General features: G+C 64.6%; 13 protein-coding genes. 8 read left to right on the top strand and 5 right to left on the bottom strand.

Features of this window, described 5'->3' with window-relative positions; translation table 11 throughout:
• Nucleotides 1-378: 378 nt before the first annotated feature.
• The 3 genes from cysS to G4L39_RS00165 all read left to right on the top strand — a co-directional run bounded on the left by cysS (nt 379) and on the right by G4L39_RS00165 (nt 5,972).
• Nucleotides 379-1,821: a cysteine--tRNA ligase gene (gene cysS, locus G4L39_RS00155; protein ID WP_165105004.1), complete on the top strand. Its 1,443-nt coding sequence runs from the start codon at nt 379-381 to the stop codon at nt 1,819-1,821.
• A gap of 72 nt (nt 1,822-1,893) precedes the next feature.
• Nucleotides 1,894-2,550 carry a dTMP kinase gene (gene tmk / locus G4L39_RS00160; protein ID WP_165105006.1) on the top strand — a complete coding sequence of 219 codons (657 nt, stop codon included), beginning with the start codon at nt 1,894-1,896 and terminating at the stop codon, nt 2,548-2,550.
• A 443-nt stretch (nt 2,551-2,993) separates the two neighbouring features.
• Nucleotides 2,994-5,972 carry a vitamin B12-dependent ribonucleotide reductase gene (locus G4L39_RS00165; RefSeq protein WP_165105161.1) on the top strand — a complete coding sequence of 993 codons (2,979 nt, stop codon included), beginning with the start codon at nt 2,994-2,996 and terminating at the stop codon, nt 5,970-5,972.
• A 169-nt stretch (nt 5,973-6,141) separates the two neighbouring features.
• Here G4L39_RS00165 and G4L39_RS00170 read toward each other — a convergent pair whose 3' ends face one another.
• Entirely contained in the window at nt 6,142-7,182 is a 1,041-nt protein-coding gene (locus G4L39_RS00170; protein WP_165105008.1) for a helix-turn-helix transcriptional regulator, read from the bottom strand.
• Between the two features lie 456 nt (nt 7,183-7,638).
• Here G4L39_RS00170 and G4L39_RS15265 point away from each other — a divergent pair, with 456 nt between their 5' ends.
• The 3 genes from G4L39_RS15265 (at nt 7,639) to G4L39_RS00185 (ending at nt 12,164) form a co-directional block, all read left to right on the top strand.
• Nucleotides 7,639-8,628, top strand: a complete 990-nt coding sequence (locus G4L39_RS15265) for a uracil-DNA glycosylase (protein WP_165105009.1) — start codon at nt 7,639-7,641, stop codon at nt 8,626-8,628.
• Nucleotides 8,629-8,842: 214 nt separating this feature from the next.
• On the top strand, nt 8,843-9,676 hold the full coding sequence (locus G4L39_RS00180; protein ID WP_165105010.1) for a FecR domain-containing protein: 834 nt from the start codon (nt 8,843-8,845) through the stop codon (nt 9,674-9,676).
• Between the two features lie 85 nt (nt 9,677-9,761).
• Nucleotides 9,762-12,164 (top strand): CHASE2 domain-containing protein, encoded by a 2,403-nt coding sequence (locus G4L39_RS00185; protein ID WP_165105012.1) that lies wholly within the window; start codon nt 9,762-9,764, stop codon nt 12,162-12,164.
• A gap of 65 nt (nt 12,165-12,229) precedes the next feature.
• On the opposite strand, the gene G4L39_RS00190 is transcribed toward G4L39_RS00185, so the two are convergent.
• The 4 genes from G4L39_RS00190 to G4L39_RS00205 form a co-directional block, all read right to left on the bottom strand.
• Nucleotides 12,230-12,922 carry an acyltransferase gene (locus tag G4L39_RS00190; protein ID WP_165105013.1) on the bottom strand — a complete coding sequence of 231 codons (693 nt, stop codon included), beginning with the start codon at nt 12,920-12,922 and terminating at the stop codon, nt 12,230-12,232.
• Between the two features lie 273 nt (nt 12,923-13,195).
• Complete coding sequence (locus tag G4L39_RS00195) at nt 13,196-13,837, bottom strand: NAD(P)H-dependent oxidoreductase (RefSeq protein WP_165105015.1); 642 nt, start codon at nt 13,835-13,837, stop codon at nt 13,196-13,198.
• Nucleotides 13,838-14,065: 228 nt separating this feature from the next.
• Nucleotides 14,066-14,968 carry a SphA family protein gene (locus tag G4L39_RS00200; protein WP_165105016.1) on the bottom strand — a complete coding sequence of 301 codons (903 nt, stop codon included), beginning with the start codon at nt 14,966-14,968 and terminating at the stop codon, nt 14,066-14,068.
• Nucleotides 14,965-16,299 carry a TrpB-like pyridoxal phosphate-dependent enzyme gene (locus G4L39_RS00205; protein ID WP_165105018.1) on the bottom strand — a complete coding sequence of 445 codons (1,335 nt, stop codon included), beginning with the start codon at nt 16,297-16,299 and terminating at the stop codon, nt 14,965-14,967. The genes G4L39_RS00200 and G4L39_RS00205 overlap by 4 nt, the downstream gene beginning before the upstream one ends.
• A 564-nt stretch (nt 16,300-16,863) precedes the next feature.
• Between G4L39_RS00205 and G4L39_RS00210 the strand changes: the two genes are divergently transcribed.
• Both G4L39_RS00210 and gltA read left to right on the top strand, forming a co-directional pair.
• Entirely contained in the window at nt 16,864-17,772 is a 909-nt protein-coding gene (locus tag G4L39_RS00210; protein WP_165105019.1) for a sulfide/dihydroorotate dehydrogenase-like FAD/NAD-binding protein, read from the top strand.
• Nucleotides 17,769-19,196 carry an NADPH-dependent glutamate synthase gene (gene gltA / locus G4L39_RS00215; RefSeq protein WP_240893695.1) on the top strand — a complete coding sequence of 476 codons (1,428 nt, stop codon included), beginning with the start codon at nt 17,769-17,771 and terminating at the stop codon, nt 19,194-19,196. Before G4L39_RS00210 ends, gltA begins: the two co-directional genes overlap by 4 nt.
• Nucleotides 19,197-19,239 lie beyond the last annotated feature (43 nt).

Consider the following 19,239-nt stretch of genomic DNA (forward strand, 5'->3'; position numbering starts at 1 on the left):
GGGGTGGTCGAGATGGGCGCGGGATGGCCGGGGGCAACGGCAGGATTGAGGGTCCGCGGTTCGGGGTCCGGGTGCGCGGGGCCGGGGGCTGCCTGCAGGTGGGAGCGGGCCGGTGTGGGGTGATGGGCACCTGGTTGTGGATGGGCTTTTGTGCCGGGACGCCGATTCGGTGCCGGGGGCGGTATGGGCGGGGCGACCAGTGGGCACGCGGCGGTGTCCCTCGGCGGGGCGGTTGGTGGGTTTGACGGCGTTGCCCGAAGCTGTTCGGCTGCGGTTGCGAGGGCCATGGATTCCGGGATCCGGGCTGCGGGGTTGGGGCGGATTTCCTCTTTGCGGGTGGGGTCGGGGTGCGTACCCTGCGCGGGCGTCGCGAGAGAGATGAAACTGTTCAACACATTGACGCGCAGTTTGGAGCCGTTCGAGCCCTGGGACCCCGGCGGGCGGGAGGTGGGGATGTATTGTTGCGGGCCGACGGTGTATGACTTCGCCCACATTGGCAACTGGCGCACGTTTGTGTTTGCGGATTTGCTGCGGCGGTATCTGGAATTTCGGGGGTACGCCGTGCGGCACGTGATGAACATCACCGATGTGGAGGACAAGATCATCCGACGCGTGCGGGAGACGGGGCTGCCGTTGCGGGAGTACACGGCGCGGTACGAAGCGGCTTTTTTTGAGGATTTTGAGGCGTTGCGGTGCCGGCGACCGCATCACACGCCGCGGGCCACGGAGCACATCGGGGAGATCCTTGGTTTGATTGAGCGGTTGATGGCGCGGGGCCTTGCGTATCGGGCGGCGGACGGCTCGGTGTATTTCAGCATTGAGAGGTACATGGCCGCCGGCGGTCGCTATGGCCAGTTGGCGCGGATCCGGATGGACCAGTTGCGCGCGGGCGAACGGGTGCGGTCGGATGAATACGCCAAGGAAACGCCGGTGGATTTTGCGTTGTGGAAGGCGCGGACGCCCGAGGACGGCGATGTTTACTGGCCGAGTCCGTGGGGCGAGGGTCGGCCGGGCTGGCACATTGAGTGTTCGGCCATGAGCATGAAATGGCTGGGGCCGAGTTTTGACCTGCACCTCGGGGGTGAGGATCTGATCTTTCCGCATCATGAGGATGAGATCGCGCAGAGCGAGGGAGCGGGGCTGCAACCGCCGGGGCGGCGGTTCGTCAAGTACTGGGTGCACGGCGCGTTCCTGCTGGTGGAGGGGCGGAAGATGAGCAAGTCGCTGGGCAACTTTTTTACGTTGCGCGATCTTTTGGCCCGCGGGTTCACAGGCCGGGAGGTGCGGTACGTGTTGTTGTCGGGGCATTATCGGGAAACGCTCAACTTTACGCTGGAGGGTCTGCAGGGGGCCCGCAGCGCGTTGGGCCGGCTGGACGAGTGTCTGACGCGGCTGCGCGATCTGGCGGGCGAGGTCGGGGCGGGCGCGGCTGTCGGGGCTGAGACCGGCGGACCGGTGCCGGACCTGGTGGGGCCCTTTCAGGCGGCCATGGACGAGGATTTGAACATTTCGGCCGCCTGGGCGGCGGTGTTTGAGTGGGTACGAGAGTTGAACCGGAGGATGGGGTCGGGGAGTTTGAGTCCGGCCGGGGCGGCCGCTGCGCTGAAGCAATGGGCAAGGGTGGACTCGGTCCTGGCGGTGGGTGAGCAGATTGAGGAGACGCCGCCGCCGGAGGTGCTGCGTTGGGTGGAGGAACGGCAGGCCGCGCGCAAGGCGCGGGACTTTGCCCGGGCGGACGCGTTGCGGGAACAGATTCGATTGGCGGGCTGGCTGGTGGAGGACACGCCCCGGGGGCCGCGGTTGAAACGGCTGGCGTCGTAGGTTGGGTTTTGAGGGGTTGTCGGGCCACCCCGCCATGGCGTTTGGGACGCGGTGATGGACGGATTGGCGTCGATGGGTGTGAAAGGGTTGTTTATCACATTTGAAGGGACGGAGGGCAGCGGGAAGACGACGCAGGTGGCCTTGCTGGCGCAAAGCCTGCGGGAATGGGGTCGCCGTGTGCGGGTGGTGCGGGAGCCGGGGGGCACGCCGATTGGTGAGGAGATTCGGCACACGCTCAAGCACAGTCATCAGAACCATGCGATGGCGTGGGAGACGGAGTTGTTGTTGATGAATGCGAGCCGGGCGCAATTGGTGCGGGAGGTGATTCGGCCGGCGCTGGCCGCGGGGGAGATTGTGCTTTGCGATCGGTTTGCCGATTCCACGATAGCATATCAGGGGTACGGTCGGGGGCTGGATTTGGAGATGGTGCGGCGTGTGATCGAGGTTGCGGTGGGGGACACCTGGCCGGATTTGACGCTTTTGTTGCGTGTGCCGCCGGAGGTAAGCGCGGAGCGGCTGCGGGCGCGTCAGGCCACGCTCCCGTTTGTGCGGGATCGGATGGAAGAGGCGGACGCGGCCTTTTTTGAGCGTGTGGCGCGCGGGTACGAGGCCATTGCGGCTGCGGATCCGAAGCGGGTTCGGGTGATTGATGCGAGCGGGTCGGTGGAGGAGGTGCGGGCGGCGATCTGGCGGGAAGTGGCTCCGTTGGTGGCGTTAACGGGCCGGTGACGGGGTTGCGGGGAGGGCGTGGAGCGGGAGGGTTTGGGCGGGGTTTGGGTGCCGGGTTGGATTCGGCCGGGTTCCGGAAACGGCGTGAACGGGCCTATAATTAACGTTAGCGTAAAAAGTCGCAGTTTCCCCTTGCAACCCCATATGTTGGGGCTAAAGTCGCAGCGTTACCCAACCGGTTGGGTAGCGCCCTGTGTGGGAGGCGCCACGGCAGGGTTTGGTTCTTGAAACAGTTTTTGGCAGATTTCCCCGCAGTTTGGCTCGGTCGGTCGGGCTTTTGCCGTCGAGCAGGCTGCGGGGTTGCCAACCCATCATCGAAACCTGACACCATGATCGAAGCACCGATTGTTCAGCAGGCCGAGGCGCGGCTGGGATCTTCCGGCGAGGATCGGGTGGTTACCGTCACGGGCACGGGTTCGGCGGAGCCGCCGATCCGGCAGCCGATGGAGTGGCCCCGGGTGTTTAGTGATCCGAAGGTGAAGCCGTTTGACCAGGTGGAGTGGGAACGGCGCACGGCGGAGATCACGGACGATTCGGGGAAGGTGATTTTCAAGCAGGAGAACGTGGAGGTGCCGAAGAGCTGGTCGCAGTTGGCGACCAAGGTCGTGGTGTCGAAGTATTTTTACGGGGAGATCGGCACCCCGGAGCGCGAGAGCTCGGTGCGGCAGTTGATCCACCGGGTGTGCCGTACGATTGCGGATTGGGGGATCAAGGACGGTTACTTTACACCCGAAAGCGGGGAGGTGTTTTACGATGAGCTGGTTTGGTTGTGTCTGAACCAGTACGGGGCGTTCAATTCGCCGGTCTGGTTCAACGTGGGGTTGTACCATCAGTACGGGATCGGGACCAGGTCGGCGCCGGGCAACTGGTACTATAATCCGCGGACGGGGCAGGCGGAGCGGGCGCGGACGCAGTATGAGTACCCCCAATGCAGCGCCTGCTTCATCCAGTCGGTGGAGGACAACATGGAGTCGATCATGCGGCTGGCCTATTCGGAGGCCATGCTGTTCAAGTTCGGCTCCGGCACGGGGACGGATCTTTCGCCCATTCGTTCGAGCAAGGAAAAGCTGAGCGGCGGGGGTCGGCCGAGCGGACCGCTGAGTTTTCTGAAGGTGTACGATCAGGTGGCCAACGTGGTGAAGAGCGGGGGCAAGACCCGCCGGGCCGCCAAGATGAACACCCTGTACGACTGGCACGGGGACATTGAGGAGTTCATCGAGGCCAAGGCAAAGGAGGAGAAGAAGGCCTGGGCGCTGATCGAGCAGGGTTATGACGGCAGCTACAACGGCGAGGCCTATGGGAGCGTGATGTATCAGAACGAGAACCTGTCGGTGCGTGCGACCGATGCGTTCATGGAGGCGGCGCTGGCGGGTCGGGAATGGTGGACGCGCGCGGTGACCACCGGCAAGCCGCTGGAGAAGAAGGACGCGGCGAAGTTGTTGTGGAAGATTGCCGAGGGCACGTGGATTTGCGGCGATCCCGGGATGCAGTTCGACGGTGCCATTCAGAAGTGGCACACCTGCAAGGGCACGGAACCGATCTACTCGACCAACCCGTGTTCGGAGTACGTGTTCATCAACAACACGGCGTGCAATCTGGCCTCGTTGAACCTGATGAAGTTCAAGCGTCCGGACGGGACGTTTGACGCGGAACGGTTCCAGGCGGCCGTGCGGGTGTTCATCACGGCGCAGGACATTATCGTGGACAATGCGAGTTATCCGACGCCGGAGATCGCGGTGAACTCTCACATTTTCCGGACGCTGGGGCTGGGGTACGCCAACCTGGGATCGCTGATCATGAGCTACGGGCTGCCCTACGACTCGGATGAGGCGCGGGCGCTGGCGGGGGCCATTACCGCAATCATGACCGGGACGGCCTACGAACAGTCGGCCCGTCTGGCGCAGGCGCTGGGGCCGTTCCCGGGTTTGCACGATGCGCGGTGTGCGCATGTGCCCAAGCCGCTCAAGCCCGACAACGTGGAGTCCATGTTCGAGGTCATCCAGCTGCACCGGGAGGCGGTGGAGCAGATCCAGCCCGGCCCCGAGTTTGCCCATCTGAAGGATGTGGCGCGGTCTTGCTGGGATCGGGCCCTGCAGCTGGGTCGGTGTTACGGGTACCGCAACGCGCAGGTGACGGTGCTGGCGCCGACCGGGACGATCTCGTTCATGATGGATTGTGACACGACGGGGATTGAACCGGACATTGCGCTGGTGAAGTACAAGCTGCTGGCCGGGGGCGGGATGTTGAAGATTGTGAACCGCACCGTGCCGGAGGCGTTGCGGCGGCTGGGGTACAGCCCGGAGGAGATCGATCGCATCGTGGCCCACATCGACAAGTACGACACGATCGAGGACGTGGAGGAAGACGGGCGGATCATCCGGAGCGGGTTGAAACCGGAGCACCTGCCGGTGTTTGACTGTGCGTTCAAGCCGGCGCGGGGCAAACGTGCGATTCATTACATGGCGCATTTGAAGATGATGGCGGCGACGCAGCCGTTCATCAGCGGCGCCATCTCGAAGACCGTCAACATGCCGCACGACAGCACGATCGAGGAGATCCGGGACGCGTACGTGCAGGCATGGAAGATGGGCCTGAAATGTGTGGCGATTTACCGCGACGGCTCCAAGAGGTCGCAACCCCTCAACACCCGCAAGAGCAGCGACGGTTCGGGCCAGGGCGAAGCGACCCTCGAAGCCCTGCAGAAGCGGATTCGGGAGCTGGAGGCCGAGGTGGAGCAGTTGCGACAGCAGGTGGGCCAACCCAGGCGGCGTCGCCTGCCCGAGACACGGCGGGCCGTCACGCACAAGTTCGAGATCGCCGGGCACGAGGGTTATCTGACGGTGGGGCTGTTTGAGGACGGTTCACCGGGCGAACTGTTCATCACCATGGCCAAGGAGGGCTCGACCATTGGCGGTCTGATGGATGCCATTGGCACGCTGACGAGCCTGGCGTTGCAGTACGGCGTGCCGCTGGAGGCGCTGGTCAAGAAGTTCGCCCATCAACGGTTTGAACCGAGCGGTTTCACCCGCAACCCGGAGATTCGGAATGCGTCCTCGATCACCGACTACGTGTTCCGGTGGATGGCGCTGCAGTTCCTGCCGGGTTACCGCGAGCAACAGGCCCGGTCGCAACAGCCGGAACTAGCGATTCCGGGCTTGATGGAGGAGCTGAAGAAGAGTGTGAACCGGCCCGTCCCCGAGCTGCCGCGGACGGCGGATGACACGGAGGTGGAACCGGCGCCGGTCACGCCGACGGGCGGGTCGGCGCGGCCGGAGTCGGCGGCGCCTCCCAGGTCGCTGAGTGACACCGTGGCTCATTTCCAACTGGACGCGCCCACCTGCCCGAACTGCGGGCACGTGACGGTGCGCAACGGGGCCTGTTACAAGTGCCTCAATTGCGGTGAAAGTCTGGGTTGTTCGTGACCCTCTCGGGTGGCTGCTGAGGCAGCCCCTTTGAAGGGGTGCCGGGGTTTCCGCGGGTCCGTGTCCTGCCCTTGGTGCGGGACACGGACCCTGGCGTTTTGGGGGACCGGGCGGCCCGCCGGGGGGTACGGGGTTCGGGCCGGCCGGCCAGGGGCCGGGACGTGCCTCGTTATGGGGCAGGAAGGTCGGTGGGCGGCGAATGGGCGGGACGAGTTTCGCGGGCTTTGGATTGGACTGGGGTTTGGATGGGGTAGAGCCCCGGGCAACAGCCGAAGCGTTCGTGGAAGGCCTGGCTGAAATGGCTGAGGCTGTTGTACCCCACCTCCAGGGCCACCTCCGTGACGTTATAGCGGCCGGTGCGAAGGAGTTCGGCCGCACGTTCGAGGCGCAGTTCCCGTAGGTACTGGGGGATGGTCATGCCGGTTTGGGCGGAAAAGATGCGGCTGAGATAAAAGGGGCTGCAGCCGACCTGTCGGCCCAGGTCTTCGAGGGTGGGCGGGCTGGCAAGGTTTTGTTTGAGGAGGGCGATAACACGTTCGACACGTTCCTGGGCGATCCTTTGTTGTCGGGTACAGAACAATTCGTCCTCGGGCGCCGGTTGGAGGAGAAAGACCACAGCCAGCTCGACGACCTTGCACCGGTACCAGACGTCTTGAGCGGCGGCGTAGACCGGCGGGCGCCGCAAGGTTTCCACCATTTGGCGCTGGGCGGCGGTTAATCGGGATCGAACGCCAAAGGGTTGGTGAACGGGCTGGCCCGCCATGACGGCCCGGACCATGGGGTGCAGGACCGGCTCGGCACGAGCGAGATGGTTTCTCAGGAAGGCCGGGGAGAGTTCCACGGTGAGGAAGCGGTGTCGTTGTCCGGCGGCCCGACGGGCTTCCAGCGGGGTACGGGCCCGGTGATAGAAAGCCACCGTGTTGGGTTCGAAGTTGAGCTGCTGGAGGCCGTGGCGGACGTAGCCTTCCCCGGCGAGGTTGAGGCAGATCTCCACGCTGTCCGGATGGAAGCTGGCTCCCCAATCCAGCTCGCGTTCGGCCTGGAAGTCGTGCCATTCGAGGCTGAACCCCTCGCCCTTGAAGCTGCCGAAGATGGGTTGCCATCCGTTGCCCATCGGACGCCAGACGGCCCGCTCGCTGAACGGTGGCGAAGCGGACGCGTCCGGTTGTCCTTCAGGACTCGCCTTTTGCGTTGTGAACTCCTTGCGCATGGGTGGGGCCTGACCCCGAGATGCTGTAACCCGTGCCCGGGTCGGTTGCCCTTATTTGTGGTTCAAAACGGGCACGGGTGCAAATGAGGGGTGCGGCGGCGGGAAGGGATATCGACGTCGACGGGATGACCGCCCGGATTGGATTCCGAAATTGTCGGGCCCGATGGCGGCGGCCAGCCGCACGCACCACGCGCATTACCCCAGGTTCACCCGGAGCGAAAAAAGATCGCTTTCGGCCCGCGGCGCGTTCCCGGCGGCTTTCACTGGGCTGGGCTTGGTGGATCCGGGCCGAGCCGGCATCAGCCAGCAGTCCGGGGCGTGGTCGGTCCTGATGCAGGGGCCGGGATTAGGGGCTCAGTGGGATCCGGGCTGGCGGTTTGACGGGGGGAGGTTTGTGGGGTTGGGGTGGGATTGCGCGTGCGTTGCGGACGGCTTGTCCTACCATGGGGAAGGTCTATGGGGAGTGAATGGCGGCCATTGTTGGAGGCGTTGATTGGCGAGCTGGAGTATCGGCGCGCCCTGGGGCTCCGGTTTGTGGCTTTATCCGCGCAGGGCCTGGCGGTTTTGGAGGGGTTGACGCATCCCACGGTGTTGGGGTCAGCCGGGGGTCGGGGCGGCAAGGTTTCGGCCATGGCGGTGTCGAGCTCCGGACCGGCGGCAAAGCCGCCTGCGTCCGAAGCATTGGGAGCGCAGTCGGGCGGGAAACTGAAGGGATCCGATGTGGTGCCGACCGGGCAGGTCACTGGTGGTGTTGGTGTGTTGCCCGGATTGTTCGGGGAGGCGCGGCGGTTGGGGTTGGATCGGGAGGCACGGTTGGCGGCTTTCGAGGAGTTGCGGCGTCGAGTTCTGCAGTGCACGCGCTGTCCTCATCTGGTTGCCAGCCGGAAGAATGTGGTTTTTGGGGTGGGGACACCGGAGGCGGAGCTGGTGTTTGTGGGGGAGGCGCCCGGGGTGGAAGAAGATGAGCAGGGCGAACCGTTTGTCGGGCCGGCCGGTCAGTTGTTGACGAAGATCATTCAGGCGATGGGCTTCAGTCGGGACCAGGTCTACATCGCCAACATTTTGAAGTGTCGGCCCGACACGCCAGGTCAGACCAGCGGGAACCGGAAACCGACGCCCACGGAGATGGCGACCTGTTTTCCGTATTTGCGGGAACAGCTGCAATTGATTCAGCCCAAGGTGATTGTGGCTCTGGGGGCGACAGCGGTGGAAGGGTTGTTGGGCAAGGTCGGCGTGGGCATTACCCGATTGCGAGGGCAATGGCAGGAGTGGGAGGGGATTCCGGTCATGCCGACCTATCATCCTGCCTACTTGTTGCGGAACCAATCCCCGACGGAGAAACGGAAGGTGTGGGAGGACATGCTCAAGGTGTTGGAACGCCTGGGCCGGCCCATTACCGAACGCCAGCGGAACTATTTCACTCGAAGCGGCGGAGACCGCGCCTGAACCGGGTTCATTCGACCGGGGTGCGGCGGTTTGAGGGTTCACGGCGGGCGTATTGGGGCGTCTTTCGGGAGTGCCGGTCGGTAGCCGGACAACGGGCGGGCAGGGATCGAAATTTTTTGGGGTGCGGATCTGAAATATCCTGTTGACATCCGGGCCCTTAAGCCTAAACTGGCGGCGATCGACAGAGGACCAGCAGCACTGTCTTGGAGAGCTTATGAAAACGACAGCCACGTGGTTGAAAGGTTTCCTTGCAACGGCAACGGTTTTGGCCTTCTGCTCCGGCGCTCTGGCCGAGACCAAGAATCTCACCGCCAAGGTCACGCGCATTCAGGGTGCTGCGCGTTACACGACGGATGGCACGACCTGGAAGGCTTTGCGAGTGGGCCAGAGCCTGCCAGCGGGCACGGTGATTCAGACGGCGGCCAATTCGATGGTGGACCTGGTCCTGGGCCCGGAAGACACCATTCGTCTGGCCCCGCAGGTCACGGAGAATTTCACCGTGTTGCCTCCGGCGGAAGTGATTTTCCAGCCGATCACCGGGCCGGACACGGTCCGGCTGTACTCGGACACCACGCTGGCGATTGATCGGTTGACCTCCACCGCCACCGGGATTGACGAAGTTCGCGAGACCATGCTCGACCTTCGGGCGGGCGCGATCTTCGGGAAGGTCAAACGCATGAGCGCCGCTTCCCGCTACGAGGTAAAGATTCCCAACGGCGTGGCCGGGATTCGCGGAACGGTGTATCACATCAACGCTCAGGGCGTGGTGAGCGTGCTGGTGGGCACGGTGGTCCTTTCCGTGGTGGGCCAGGACGGTCGGGTGATCACCCAGGTCATCAGCGCCGGTTACCAGTACGACGTGCGCACGGGTCAGCTGACGCCGTTGCCTGACACCCTGACCCAGGAGATGGCGGCCGCCATGCAGACGGTCGGCACCGGCGAAATGGCGCCTCCGACCATTTACACCCAGGATCAAACCACGATTTATGTCTCCCCCACCACCGGTACGCGTCCCCCCTCGAGCGGCGGCAGTGGTGGCGGCGAATGATGATTTGCGTGGCTGAGTAATTGAGCCTCTCCACCGAGGGCCAGGGCGACAAATCTGTTGCCCTGGCCTTCGCGCTTTGAGTCCCGTGAAGGTGCCGAGGAAATATTGGTTGCCGGCGACGCTCACCGCGCTGACGGTTGCGGTGGCCGCGCTGCCCATGGTGTTTTCCTGGGGGCCGGTGGAGCGGGTGGAGGCGATTACCTACGACTGGCGGGTACGCTGGGCGGCGGGGCGCGGGCCGGTGGCCTCGACGAACTTGGGTTTCGTCGACATCAATGACGAGAGCATCCGTCTGTTGAAGACGGGTGCGCTCGACCCCCGGATCCGGTACGGACTGTACTGGCCGCGGCACGTGTACGGGCGTGTTTTGAGGGAACTGCATGCGCAGGGGGCACGTGCCGTGGCGTTTGACATTTTGTTCGCCGAGGCACGGGAGGATCATGCACCGGTGCGGCTTCCGGCCGGGGAGGTTGGTGCGGATTCGGATTTTTGGGCCGGGCTACCCCCGGCGTTGCGGCCCTCAACGTTTCAGGAGGGTGGGCGCACGTGGGCGCTTGTGGATTCGGACGTTTTTTTTGCGTGGCAACTGCATCGGACGGGGATTGGGATTTTGGCGGCGGATCGGGGTGTGCTGCCGTATCCGTTGTTGGCCACGAACGCGGTGGCGGTGGCGGACATCTCAGCTCACAAGGATCTGGATGGCGTGTTGCGGCGCGTGCGGGCTTTTACGGTGTACCGTGTATGGCACCCGTTGTTCTTAAAGGCGGCGGACGAGTTTGGTGTGGACCTGCAGCGGGCCCGTGTGGAGGCGCGTCGCATTGTGCTGACCATGCCGGACGGGACCGAGCTGCCGCCGATTGAGTTGGATGCGGAAGGGTGTTTTGCGTTGCGGGATTTGGTGGGGGACACGTTGCCACCGGGCTGGCCGGAGCGTGCCAGGCCGTTTGAGGAGCGGCGGATTTGGCACATGGGAATTGTGCTGGCGGCGCAGGCGTTGGGTTTGGATCTGGACCATGCCGAGGTGGATCTGGATCGGGGACGGATTGTGCTGCGCGGGCCGGGCGTGGAACGGGTGATACCGGTGGATCGTGAGGGGTTTTTCCATGTGGACTGGACGATCCAACCCAATCATCCGGCCCTGGTGGCACGGAATTTTGTGGAGCTGCTGGCGCAGGATTTGGAGCGGGAATCGGGCCGGCCGGTGGAGGATTCGTCGGTGTGGAAGGGGCGGCTGGTGGTGGTGGGGTCCACGGCGACCGGCAACGATTTGACGGATTTGGGTGCCACACCGCTGGCGCGGGAGACGTTTTTATTGAGCAAGCATTGGAACGTGGCGAACTCGATTCTCACGGGCCGCTTTGTGCGCCGGTCGGGTCCGTGGCTCGACCTGGCTTGTTTGACTTTTCTGGCCGGGGCGGCGGCGCTTTTGACGCTGGGCCTGCGGCCGCCCTGGGTGTTTGCAGGACTCGGAGGGGTTGGAGTGGCGTATGCGGCGACCGCACTGTGGGCGTATGACCAGCACCGTCTGTGGCTTCCGATGGTGGTCCCGCTGGTGGGTGGCCTGGGGTTGACCCATGCGGTGTTGATGGCGTGGCAGGTGTTGTTTGAGCAGCGCGAGAAGCGCCGGATCCGGGCCGTGTTCAGCCGGATTGTGTCACCCAACGTGGTTCAGGAACTGTTGCAGGCGCCGTCGTTGTCGTTGGGGGGCCAGCGTCGTGAGGTGACGATTTTTTTCGCCGACATTCGGGGGTTCACGGAATTGACCGATCGCGTCCATGAAGAGGCCGAAAGGCTGGTGCAGCGTCACGGGTGGTCCGGTGCCCGGGCCGAGGCATGTCACGATGAATATGCCCGTGCGACCCTGAGCACGGTGAACGAGTATCTGGCCTGCGTGGCCGAGGTGATCAAACGCCACGACGGGACGTTGGACAAGTACATCGGCGATTGCGTGATGGCGTTCTGGGGTGCGCCGACCTCGCGACCGGACCATGCGGCGGCGTGTGTGCGTGCGGCCATTGAGGCGCAACGCGCGGTTCGGGCGTTGAACGAGCGCCGGCTGGCTTTGAATCGGCTGCGTGAAAAGGAAAACGAGCAACGGCTGGCGGAGGGCCTGCCACCACTGCCGCTGCAACCGGTGCTGTACCTGGGCACCGGCATCCACACCGGGCATGTGACCGTCGGGCTGATGGGGTCGGACCGGCATTTGCTGAATTACACCGTATTTGGCCGGGACGTGAACCTGGCGAGCCGATTGGAGAACGTGTCGGGTCGGAGCCGGATCCTGATTACGCAGGCCACCCACGCGCACCTGGTCCGATTCGCCCCGGAACTGGCCCGGCGCTGTCGGGCGCTGGAGCCGGTGCTCCTCCGCGGGTTTCGGGAGCCCGTGGCGATCTTTGAGGTGCTTTGGGATGATGGGCAGGGGGGTCCGGGGCCCGACTCCGCAGTGGCGGGGGGAACGGAAACCGCCGGCAGTGCCGGCGGGTGACGGGCGTTGGTGGGGGTCCGGCGCCGCCGGAGCGGCCCGCGGGGCGGGGTGGAGATCGGCGGGGTTCAGGGCGTGCCCGGTTCGGGTTTCCGCTCCACCACTTCGATGGATGCCCGGTTCTTGGCAATGCGATCGGCGGGGAGGTAACCGCGCCAGTTCACGCTAGGGTAGACCACGGCCCGGCGCCCAATGATGCTGCCGGGATTCAACACCGCCTGGCAGCCGATTTCGCAGAAATCCCCCAGCAGGGCGCCGAGTTTGCGCAGGCCGGTGTCCACGCGCCGGCCGTTCCATTCGACCGTGATGTTGCCGGGGAGGGAGCGGAAATTCGAGAGGATGACTCCGGCACCGAGGTGGGCGCGATGCCCGAGAATGGAATCGCCAACGTAGTTGAAGTGCGGCACCTGGGCGCCGTTGAAGAGGATGCTGTGTTTGATTTCGCAGGCGTTGCCCACCACGCAGTTGTCGCCCACGATGACGTGCTCGCGGATGTAGGCGTTGTGGCGGATTCGGCAGTTGCGGCCGATAATGGCCGGTCCCTTGATCATGGCGCCATCCTCGACCACGGTCCCCTCGCCGATGTAGACCTTGTCGCCGATATAGGCCACGCCGTCGCAGCGGTTTTTCAGCTCGGGTCGGACGTTGGCTTCGATGTATGAGGCCAGCCGCTGCAGGGCTTCCCAGGGATACTGCAGGTTCTCAAAAAGCGCCTTGTGCTCGGTTTGCGTCAGGTCGAACAAATCCGCTGTGGTTAGCATACGGGCAGGGTAGAGGGTGCGGGTTGACGTGCAAGCGAACTGTGCCGGGGCGGCGTCGGGTCGGGCCCGGCCCCGGCCGGGTGTGACGACCGGGTGCGCCGGGACACCCGTGGTGATCCGGGCTACCGGCGGCCGCAATTCGTGTCCTCGGCGGGAAGCTTCGTGCCGCCGGGGCCCTGATGGCGGGCGTGGATCCACCGTCGGGGGCCGTGCGGCGCCGGTGGATGTGGCAGGCGGGCGGGATGCCCGCCTGCGCTTTTTTGCGAGGCCGGATCAGATGTGTTGGATCAACTCCGACCCGGGCAGGCGTACCTTTGGGAGGGTGGCGTATTTGTCATCGGCCGAGCGGTAGCCCAGGGCACAACAGACCACCGAGGTGTAACCCTGCTCGGGCAGGTGCAGGATGCGGTCGAACTCGGCGGGGACGAACCCTTCGATCGGACAGGCGTCCACGCCCAGCAACGCGGCGCAGGTGAGGAGATTGCCCAGGGCGAGGTAGGCCTGTTTGGCGGCCCAGTGGACCGCTTGCGGTGCAAAGGACGGATCCAACAGCATGCCGGTCATCATGGACCGGTAGCCGTTGAGTGATTCGCGGGGCACGTTTCGGACCTCGGCGATGCGGGCGATCCACCTGTCGATGTCCGCCTCGGTGATGGTGGTGCGGGCGGCGAAAACGATGAAGTGCGAGGCATCCACGACCTGCCGTTGGTTCCAAGCGTGGGGCATGAGCTGTTGGCGCAGAGAGGGATCGTCCACCACGAGGAACCGATAGGGTTGCAGGCCAAAGGATGAGGCCGAAAGGACCAGGGCTTCCTCGAGGGCCGCCCAAACAGGGGCCGGGATCTTGCGGTTGGGATCGAAAACCTTGGTGGCGTACCGCCAACGCAGTGCTTGCAAAAGAGTGTCGGTGTTCATCGTTCGTTTTGATTTTGCGTATTCAGGTTCAAAAGGGCTGTCCGGCTCCGGTCTCACGCACCGGGTCTCGGGCGCTTGCCGCACAGCACCGGTTTCCTTCCCCGGCTCCGCTCACGAGAGTGGAAGCGGGAGGTTACTTCTTAGCCGTGAACGGGCGTGCTGTCAAAGGAGGCGGGGCCGTCCGACACCGGACCGGGTGTGGCCTCCGGTCGGAAACGACGCCGTGGTTCAGAACCGGCGCGTGAGGGTGACAACCCCGGTATGACCCTGGAGGCGGGACTCGGCCAGGAACTCGTACTGGTAGCGGAGCGAGGTGAAGAGTCCGAGTTTGGAGCAGAACAGCACGACCTCCGGTCCGATGCCCGCGACCTTGTCATGGGCGTGGGTGGGTGCGTCGGCGCCGCGGTTGCCGGTGACGCGCCGCTGGAAGTATCCGGCCACGCCGACGTCAATGGCGCGAGTGACTGCGTAACTGAGGCCGTAATCGACGGTGAAGACCTGGCCCGGGCGGTAATCCATGTCCCGGTGATCGTGGTTGATTTCGTAGCGGCAGAGTGCCGAGAGGGCCCAGCGCCGGTCCGGGTCCATGTACCAGGTCATGCCGGCGGTGAACATGTGGGTCCAGTAACCGGCGCCCGGGGCGGTGGGGTCGGTGGCGGATGAATCGCCGATGGGCGCCCAGGGCCCGTAGCCGATGCCGAAATCGGCCTGGGGTAGATGCCACGAGAGGGTGGCTTCGGCAAAGAGGTCGCCCAGACCGAAGGTGCTGTCGTCGAACCTGCCATTGGGCGTGTTGATCCGGATGTCACTGTATTTGAGGAGGACGAGGCTGTCGAACCCCAGATGGCCGCCGAGGATTTGCCAGTCGGTGATCCAGAGCAGGCGGGGTGCATTGGCGTAGATGAAGACGTTGGGATCCGCGGCCTTGATTTCGTCGCCTCCGGCGTCGTTGAGCCGGCTGGAGTAATAGAAGAAGTTGTAGTTCCTGACGTACACGCCGGGTGGTGGCAGGGTGGCGGCCTTGATCCCCTCGATGCCGGGCGGGTAATGGGCCGAGGGTTGGGCGGTGAGGACCGCGCAGGTTGCCAGGGTGAGTCCGAGGATGCCGGGGAGGAGGTGCGTACGTTTCATGACTCGGTCTGGGAGTTGCCGTTATCGGTGTCTTTCATCTGACCGCTGAGGTACTGGTCGTAGGCGGACAGGTCGAGCAGGCCGTGTCCGCAAAGGTTGAAGAGGATGACGCGAGGTTTACCTTCCTCGCGGGCGCGGATGGCCTCGTCCACGGCGGCTGCGATGGCGTGGGAGGGTTCCGGGGCCGGGACGATTCCCTCGGTGCGGGCGAAGAGGACCGCGGCCTCGAACACGCGGGTTTGGGGATAGGCGACCGCCTCGATGAGGTTGAGCTTTTTGAGGTGGCTTACCAGCGGTGCCATGCCGTGGTAGCGCAGGCCGCCGGCGTGGATTTTGGGCGGGATGAATTTGTGTCCGAGGGTGTACATCATCAGCAGGGGGGTCATTTCGGCGGTGTCGCCAAAATCGTAGCGCAGTTCCCCCTTGGTGAGGGAGGCGCAGGCGGTGGGTTCGACCGCCACGATGCGGGTCTGTTTCTTTTCCGTGAGTTTGCGGTGGACGAAGGGGAAGGCGAGTCCGGCAAAATTGCTGCCGCCGCCGACGCAGGCGATGACCACGTCGGGTTCCTCCCCGGCCATTTCCATCTGTTTGAGGGCTTCCTGTCCGATGACGGTTTGGTGGAGGCAGACGTGATTGAGGACGCTGCCGAGGGAGTATTTGGTACCGGGATGTTTGACGGTGTCCTCGATGGCCTCACTGATGGCGATGCCGAGGCTGCCGGGGCAGTTGGGGTCCTCCCGGAGCACGCGTCGTCCGTACTCGGTCTGGTCACTGGGACTGGCGTGCACGGTGGCGCCCCAGGTTTGCATGAGCAGTTTCCGGTAGGGTTTTTGTTGAAAACTAACCTTGACCATGTAGACGACGCATTCGAGGCCGAACAATCGGCAGGCGAAGGCGAGGGAGGAACCCCATTGACCGGCCCCGGTTTCGGTGGCCAGCCGGCGGGTGCCGGCCTGGCGGTTGTAGAAGGCCTGGGCGACGGCGGTGTTGGGTTTGTGGCTGCCGGCGGGGCTGACCCCCTCGTACTTGTAATAGATGTGGGCCGGGGTTTGCAGGGCCTTTTCGAGCCGGACGGCCCGGAGCAGGGGGGTGGGACGCCAGAGGGCGTAGATCTCACGGACCGGCTCGGGAATCTCGATCCAGCGCTCGGAACTGATTTCCTGCTGAACCAGGTTTTCCGGGAAGATGGCCGTCAGCATGTCGGGTGTGACCGGCTGGCGTGTGGCCGGGTGAAGGGGCGGCGGCAGGGGCTCGGGCAGATCGGCCAGAAGATTGTACCAGGCAGCAGGGATCTCCGCCTGCGGCAGTGTGAATCGGATTCGTTGGCTCATGGATGTGGTTGATCCGGTTCGCAGTTGACCCGCTCCATCCCTAGGCGAGAACGTCGGGGGCGGTCAATGAAGAAATGCCCGTTGGACATGGCTTTGGATGTGTTTCGGTTCCCGGCTGGGCGGCTGGTTGATGCGGTTGGGTTTGCTTTCCCGTTGGCAGATGGCGTGGGGTTGGAAGACCTGGGAACAGCGGCTGTGACCGTGAACCATTGGGCACAAATAGAGCTGCAATGCAGGTGTTGGGAGGTATGAGTGGAGGGGCCGGGGATTGGGTTGGTTGCGGATCCGAGGCTGCAAGAACGGGGGCATGCTTTTCGCGATTCCAGCTCGCGCCGGGCCGGAGCATCAGGGCATGGAGTGGCGTCGCGTCGGTTGGAGGGCGGTGGTAGGTGTGGGATCATGCGGGGAGTTGGGGCGAGACTGGCAAGGAATGGTAAAAGTGCGCATGAGCGAATTGAAGTTGCGGCCGGGCCGCGGACACCCTAAGCGTGGAGCGGGTTGGTGAGACCGCGGGGCGCACCGGGTGGATGCGGGGCGCCCTCCGGGTCCACCGGGGACGACACCATGTTTCGAATTGTTGAGGCAAGGTTCCTGGGGCCGGAGATCAAGTTGTTCCGGATTGAGGCGCCGGCGATTGCGCGCCGGCAAAAGCCGGGGCAGTTCGTGATTGTCCGGGTGTATGAGGCGGGGGAACGGATTCCGCTGACCATTGCGGATGCGGATGCGCGGGCGGGGACCATCACAATTATTGTTCAGGGCGTGGGGAAGACGACCCGGCTGCTGAACCGGAAAGAGGCGGGCGACTTTGTGTTGGACGTGGTGGGGCCGTTGGGGAAACCGTCCGAGATTGCCCGGTACGGGACGGCAGTGGTGATCGGGGGCGGGGTGGGCACGGCCATCGCCCATCCCACGGCCCGGGCCTTGAAGGAGGCGGGCAATTACGTGGTGGTCATCCTGGGGGCGCGGAGCCGCCAGTACGTGATCCTGGAAGACGAGATGCGTCGGATCAGCGATGAGCTGTACGTGACGACCGATGATGGTTCACAGGGTCAGCGCGGGTTGGTGACGGATGCGTTGCGGCAAATGCTCGAGTCGGGTCGGCGGGTGGATTATGTCCTAGCCATCGGACCGATTCCGATGATGGCGGCGGTGGCGGAGTTGACGCGGCCTTACGGGATCAAGACGGTGGTCAGTGTCAATCCCATCATGGTGGACGGCACGGGCATGTGCGGGGGGTGCCGTGTGCAGGTGGGTCAGGAGAACAAGTTTGCCTGTGTGGACGGGCCCGAATTTGATGCGCACCTGGTGAATTTCCGGTTGCTGGCCACACGCAACTCCATGTACCGCGAGTTTGAGCAGCGGGCGCTGGCGGAGTTTGAGCGGGCTGCAAGGACGGAACCGCCCGCGGCCGGACACGAATGCCGCATGCTTGCTCTGGCCAGGGCATTGGAAAGCGAGGGATCCCGTCCATGAGCAATCCCCTTCCGCCCCGGGAAAGGATGAAACTGCCCCGGCAGAAGATGCCGGAGCAGGAGCCCGAGGAACGGCGACAGAACTTTGCGGAGGTGAACCTGGGGCTGGACGAGGCCCTGGCGCGGCGCGAGGCGCTGCGGTGTCTGGAATGCGCAAGTCCGCGCTGTACGCAGGGTTGTCCGGTGGGGGTGAAGGTCCGGGAGTTCATCCAGCTGGTTTTGGAGGGTGACTATCTGGGTGCGGCGGCGAAGATTCGCGAGGACAACGTGTTGCCGGCCATTACGGGTCGGGTATGTCCCCAGGAGCATCAGTGTGAGGGCAGCTGCATTTTGGGCAGGCGGGGCGAACCGGTCGGCATCGGTTACCTGGAGCGGTTTGTGGCAGATTACGAGCGGGCGCATGGGGGGCCGGCGCTGCCGGCGCCGGCGCCGCCCACGGGCAAGCGGGTGGCGATCGTGGGCAGCGGTCCGGCCGGGCTGAGTGCGGCGGGCGATCTGGTGCGACTGGGGCACGAGGTGGTGGTGCTGGAGGCGCTGCACGAGATCGGCGGGGTCCTGGTTTACGGGATTCCGGAGTTTCGGCTGCCCAAGGAGATCGTGCGACAGGAGGTGGAGAATCTGAAGCGGATGGGCGTGGAGTTCCGGACCAACGTGGTGGTGGGCAAGACGGTCACGCTGGACGAGTTGTTGGGCGAGGAGGGGTTCGATGCGGTGTTTGTGGCCACGGGGGCCGGTCTGCCGGTTTTCCTGAACATACCGGGGGAACACCTTTGCGGGGTGTACTCGGCCAATGAGTTTCTGACGCGGGTCAATTTGATGAAGGCGTATCGGGACGATTACGACGAGCCGGTGTTTGACTGTCGGGGCAGGGACGTGGTGGTGATCGGCGGCGGCAACACCGCGATGGATGCCGTGCGCACGGCGCTGCGGTTGGGCGCGGCCACGGCCACGATCGTGTACCGACGTTCCGAGGCCGAGATGCCGGCGCGGCTTGAGGAGGTCAAGCATGCCCGGGAGGAGGGGGTTCGGTTCCAGTTCCTGACCAGTCCGGTGGAGTTTCTGGATGACGGGCGGGGATGGCTTGAAGGGTTGCGTTGCGTTCGGATGGCACTGGGTGAGCCGGATGCATCGGGCCGGCGTCGGCCCGTGCCGGTGCCGGGTTCGGAATTCGTAATTCCGGCCAGGATGGCAGTGATCGCGGTGGGCAATCGGGGGAACCCGCTGGTTCAATCCACCACACCCGACCTGGAGACCACGCCCGAGGGTTACATCAAGGCGGATCCCGTGACGCTGAAGACCTCGAAACGGGGTGTGTTTGCCGGGGGCGACATTGTGACGGGCGGGGCGACGGTAATCCTGGCGATGGGAGCCGGTCGGCGCGCGGCCCGGGCGATTGATGAGTATTTGAGGACGGGCGTCTGGTAGGGGCGGGTCCGGCGCGAGGTCCCCGGCCACGGCGTTCCCCTTG

The organism is Limisphaera ngatamarikiensis (assembly GCF_011044775.1).
In the GTDB taxonomy this organism is placed as follows: Bacteria; Verrucomicrobiota; Verrucomicrobiia; order Limisphaerales; family Limisphaeraceae; genus Limisphaera; species Limisphaera ngatamarikiensis.